We start from the raw sequence: 5062 nt of genomic DNA, 5'->3' as shown, positions 1-5062 counted from the left end.
CGCAACAATTGTCCCATTGGCATCATCGGCTGTGACAATCACGGACGCATCCGTTCCCATCACCGAGAGGTTAGTCCAAAACGTCGGCAAAGATGCCCCCTCCTTGCTCTAAGCAGGCCCGCGATGGGCGCCGCCGTCCACATCAATACTGGTTCCGGTAATCAATCGCGCGCTCTCATTAGAGAGCAAAAACATGACGGTTTCGGCGACATCGCCCGCCGTCGGTAAGCGACCCAAGGGCGCATTGTGCCGCATGCTCTCCAGAGCCTCTGCCGCCGACGTATGATTGATGTCGGCGTACCTTTGGGCCATTTGAATCAATAAGTCGGTTTCGGTCGCCCCAGGATTCACAGCGACCACACGAACACCCAAGGGCGCCAGGTCATCCGCCAGAATTTTTGTCAATCCACGCCATGCGCCATTAATGGCGGTAGCTGCTGCCAGTCGCGGATTAGGATCCTTGCCCGCCACTCCGAGGATATTCACAATCACTCCCCCTGAAGGCATTTCAGGAACGGCTGCGCGAATGAGCGAAAAGTATCCCCAAAATTTGATAGCAAAATCACTCTGCCAGGCCTCCCATGGTAACTCGAGGGCATGCGCCACCGTGGCGCCGCCTGCAGCATTGACGAGTGCCGTAATCCCGCCCAGTCTCTGCAACGATGCCTCGATCAAGGTCTCTCCCGTTCTCTCATAACCATCGATGACCATTCCTAATCCGCAGGCGGTCCCCGGCCCACGTTCGTTCAGTTCCTGAGCGACCCGCGTCGCCCGACTCATATCGGTACCCACAATCGCCACCTGAGCACCTCGACGGACTAAACCTTCGGCGACCGCGCGCCCGATCCCGCGGGTTCCCCCCGAAACCAACACGCGCATTTCGTTCCATTTAGTGTCCATATTTGCCCCTCCCATCTTATGCACCATATGGGGATCTGAGAGGCTTCATGACGATGTTGACGCCGCTTGGACCCTATAGGCTAGCGGCGTCTCAGTTCCGTCACAGCATGCGAGCTTGCTTAAAATACCGGCCGTTCGCGCCAGGTGCCAAATACTTCTTTCATGGCCAAGGCAATTTCACCTTTGGTCGCACCGACCCGGACACAGTCCACGATGGCTTCCATCAAGGGTGCCTCGGGCTCTCGGCATTGTGCCTGCAACACTTTCAACTGGGTTTCTACGGCACCATTATCCCGTCCTTGCCGCCATCGTTGCAATAATCGCGTTTGTTCCTCTTCCACCTCGGGATCAATCTTCAAAATGGGCAGCTTTTCTTCATCCTCTTCCACAAAGGCGTTCACTCCCACCATGATTTGCTGCCGCTCTTCCAATTCCTTTTGATATCGATAGGAGGCCTCGGCAATTTCGCGTTGAAAAAACCCATTTTCAATCCCGTTTAGGACGCCGCCCATCTCGTCTATACGCGCAAAATACTCCTCGGCCTGACGCTCCATTTCATCCGTAAGCGTCTCGACAAAGTAGGAACCCGCCAACGGATCGACAGTATTCGTCACGCCTGTTTCATAGGCCATAATTTGTTGGGTCCGCAGTGCAATCTTCACAGCCTTTTCGGTTGGCAGCGACAACACTTCATCCATGGAATTGGTGTGCAACGACTGCGTGCCGCCTAACACCGCCGCCAGTCCTTCAAAAGCCGTTCGAACAATATTGTTTTCAGGCTGCTGCGCGGTCAAGGAACAGCCTGCGGTCTGCGTGTGGAAGCGCATCATCCATGATTTCGGGTTCTTCGCGCCGTATTTCTCTTTAAGATGACGGGCCCAAATCCGCCGCGCGGCACGAAATTTCGCAATTTCTTCAAAGAAGTCGATATGAGAGTTAAAGAAGAACGAGAGTCGTGGGGCGAAAGCATCCACGTCGAGACCAGCCGCCATGGCCGCTTCTACATAAGAAAAGCCATTGGCCAAGGTGAATGCCAACTCTTGAGCGGCTGTCGAACCGGCTTCACGGATGTGATACCCGCTGATGCTAATCGAATTCCACTGCGGTACATGTTGGGTGGCATACGCCACCATATCGACAATCACCCGCATCGACTCACGCGGAGGGAAAATCCACTCCTTTTGGGCAATATATTCTTTCAGAATGTCGGCTTGCAAGGTCCCCCGCAATTGATCCCAAGAGACCCCCTGCCGTTCGGCAGCCACGAGATACATCGCCCAAATAATTGGCGCAGGCCCGTTTATGGTCATAGAGGTTGAGACCTCGCCTAAGGGAATATCCTGGAACAGTTGCTCCATATCAGCGATGGTGTCTATCGCCACGCCTTCCCGTCCAACTTCCCCGAGGCTCCGGGCATCGTCCGAATCAAATCCCATCAAGGTGGGCATGTCAAATGCCACCGAGAGCCCAGTTTGTCCATGATCGAGTAGGTACCGAAAGCGACGATTGGTCTCACGCGCACTTCCAAATCCTGCAAATTGACGCATGGTCCATAGACGCCCACGATACATGGTCTCATGAATGCCGCGGGTATAGGGAAAATGACCCGGTGTCCCGATCACGTCTCGATTAGGCGCATCCTCCTCGGTGTACAATGGTTTTATCGGGATTCCTGACAGGGTGCGATATTGCCGTTGTCCCTGGTAGGGGTTGGCTTGTTCGGAAACTCCAGGACTGGACGAGCGATAATCGATAGCCATAGTGCGTCCTCCTTTTCTCTTAAACTACCACACTAGATCCTCTGATGCAGGCTTGTCGATGAATCCGACCCTTAGGCATGAATGCGCCCAATGCCGTGAATAATGCTAAGGCGCTCCTTTACATGCTCTAGAGCGACTCTCGTGGTCGACACTTGCCGTTCTTCCGCTTCTTGAAACACTCGCAACAAGGTATCGTAAATAGCTTCAATTTGGTGATGGACGCGTTCTGCATTGTAGCCTTGGATTTCATCTGCGACTTGAATTAATCCCCCGGCACTGGCAATAAAATCGGGGGCATAAAGAATGCCTTTTTGCATCAATTTTGTTCCGTAAGAGTCATCTTCCAACTGGTTGTTGGCTGATCCAGCCACGATTTGGCAAGCCAAGTGATCAAGGGTGTCTTCGTTAATCACACTGCCCAGCGCACACGGAGAAAACACGTCGCATTCCGTTTCTAAGACGGCCCAGGGGTCGGTCGGTTCAATGCCCAACTGAGAAGAGACTCGCCCCACCACATGCGGATTGATGTCAGCCGCAATGACCTGAGCACCACCTTCGACAGCGCGTCGTGCCACATGATATCCCACTTTGCCGAGTCCTTGAATCGCAATCCGCCGCCCTTTCAAGGAATCGCTGCCAAAGCGTTGCATCAATCCCGCCCGTATGGCTTGAATAACCCCCAAGGCGGTATTATCTCCCGTATCGCCCGATCCCCCGTAAGCCACCGGCAATCCGACCAAGTAGGGGGTCTCCCGAAGCGACTGAACGAAATCCTCTTCCCCGGTGCCCACATCTTCGCCAGTACGGTACCGCCCATGGAGCGTACCAATAAATCGGCCTAATGCTCGAAACAAAGCTTCGGATTTATTTGTTGCAGGATCACCCAATATCACGGTCTTCCCGCCCCCGAAATCCAGTCCAGCGGCTGCCGATTTGTAGGTCATGCCTTCTGACAACCGCAACACATCGTGTAACGCGGCGTCTTCACTGGCATAGGGGAGCATCCGGCAACCGCCTAACGCGGGTCCTAAAGTGGTGTCATGAATGGCGATAATTGCCTTGAGCCCGGAAACCCGGTCATAATTGAAAATCACCTGCTCGTGACCTCTGCGTTGCATCTCATCAAATATTTCCATAGTTTGTCGACCCTCAGGTCGCTCCGTCACCGCCTTTAGGGAAGTATAACGACCACCACGTCGTCCATGCTTCCCCTATTATAAAGCAACTGACGGCAGTGATAACATCGCGTCGCGGCAAACCGTCTAGGACAAAATCTCCATCGCCCCATCCCCGTGACCACCAAGTGGCATCACCCATCCTGATTCCGGATTTGGACAGCCTATCGGCCAAATTAAGCTATCATCGCGCTGCCCTTCAGGACGCAAGATCGCCACCGGAGTTGCCTGCCTTCCTTGACCCATCGGATTATCCGCCATGAGCGTTTGAACGGCAGCGTGGTTGCGGGAATCTGAAGTTATTAGTACTTCACTGCCAACATCGTTAACGTCCACCACCGCAACTTGACATCCAAAGCGGCGCTGCATCGACAGCACCACCGATTCTGGGTGCTCTGGCGCGAGAATAATGTAGCGGTTATAGGGAGCAATGGTGGTCGGCCCAGGGCCATCGATGGCGGCCACCCTGCGTCCCGCCAATCGATAGAAATTGCCTCGTTGATGAAATAGTCTGCCTTTCGCTCCTGCGATGGCGGCGATCAGCATTTTCAGCACCCCAGCCTCACGAAATGCCATTTCCATCGTTTCAGGCCTTCTTAGGCCTATTCCATATCCCAACGGTCGCACCCGTTTGGCCAGATAGCGTGCTAAAAAGCGGGGCTTGATAGTGCTGATGAGTACCGCCCGGCCCTCGCTAATCGCCACAATTTTTTCGCCCAGCACCACAATGTCTTCCGGATTCACCCGGCCCTCCAAATACGGCGCGAGCGTCTTCACCAAGTGCTCTCCCGGTTGAATGACATGGGTGCGCACCACATAGCGTCGGTAGCGATATCCCGCACTGCTGCGCACCGGCTTTTCAATCCAACGACCCAGATCTCCCTCCGATTTCCGGTTATCCACCATGATCTCTCCCCTAATGTAGAGTTGTCTCAAGGTTTTCCTTGTTGACTCTTGCACACTATTCCGCGGTCCCGAGAGAAGGGAATGTCCCCAATAGAGGAGGATTTGCCAGGATTACCATATGCCTCTATAAAATAAAAAGGCTATTTACAATCTACGGTTGGATGGCCTTCTGCTTCATCCCGACGAAGTTGGCCTGTTTTGTGCAAAATATGGTGGGAATGCCGCCTGGGTTTGAGGTCTCCTAATGCACATTCGGGCCGGAATACGACGATACCAACACTCAATCTGGTAGTATATCGGGAATAGGTTAGGAGGGGTGTT

Annotated in this window: 4 protein-coding genes; all 4 read right to left on the bottom strand. The window is 53.8% G+C overall.

What is annotated here, in order from left to right:
• Positions 1-108: 108 nt before the first annotated feature.
• On the bottom strand, positions 109-900 hold the full coding sequence (locus ACOJWD_RS13550; protein ID WP_486993773.1) for an SDR family NAD(P)-dependent oxidoreductase: 792 nt from the start codon (positions 898-900) through the stop codon (positions 109-111).
• A 119-nt stretch (positions 901-1019) separates the two neighbouring features.
• A complete protein-coding gene (locus ACOJWD_RS13545) occupies positions 1020-2660 on the bottom strand; it encodes an acyl-CoA mutase large subunit family protein (RefSeq protein WP_486993772.1) in 1641 nt (546 codons plus the stop codon).
• Positions 2661-2731: 71 nt separating this feature from the next.
• Complete coding sequence (locus ACOJWD_RS13540) at positions 2732-3796, bottom strand: Glu/Leu/Phe/Val family dehydrogenase (protein ID WP_486993771.1); 1065 nt, start codon at positions 3794-3796, stop codon at positions 2732-2734.
• A gap of 126 nt (positions 3797-3922) precedes the next feature.
• Positions 3923-4741 (bottom strand): coenzyme F420-0:L-glutamate ligase, encoded by an 819-nt coding sequence (locus ACOJWD_RS13535; protein WP_486993770.1) that lies wholly within the window; start codon positions 4739-4741, stop codon positions 3923-3925.
• Positions 4742-5062 lie beyond the last annotated feature (321 nt).

Source organism: Sulfobacillus sp. TH-112, from assembly GCF_057473405.1.
This window is presented reverse-complemented; position numbering and strand designations above follow the sequence as displayed.

What these genes read in the sequence shown, in the direction of transcription:
- ACOJWD_RS13550 (WP_486993773.1), bottom strand. Translation starts at nt 900, where the DNA reads ATGGACACTAAATGGAACGAAATGCGCGTGTTGGTTTCGGGGGGAACC.
- ACOJWD_RS13545 (WP_486993772.1), bottom strand. Translation starts at nt 2,660, where the DNA reads ATGGCTATCGATTATCGCTCGTCCAGTCCTGGAGTTTCCGAACAAGCC.
- ACOJWD_RS13540 (WP_486993771.1), bottom strand. Translation starts at nt 3,796, where the DNA reads ATGGAAATATTTGATGAGATGCAACGCAGAGGTCACGAGCAGGTGATT.
- ACOJWD_RS13535 (WP_486993770.1), bottom strand. Translation starts at nt 4,741, where the DNA reads ATGGTGGATAACCGGAAATCGGAGGGAGATCTGGGTCGTTGGATTGAA.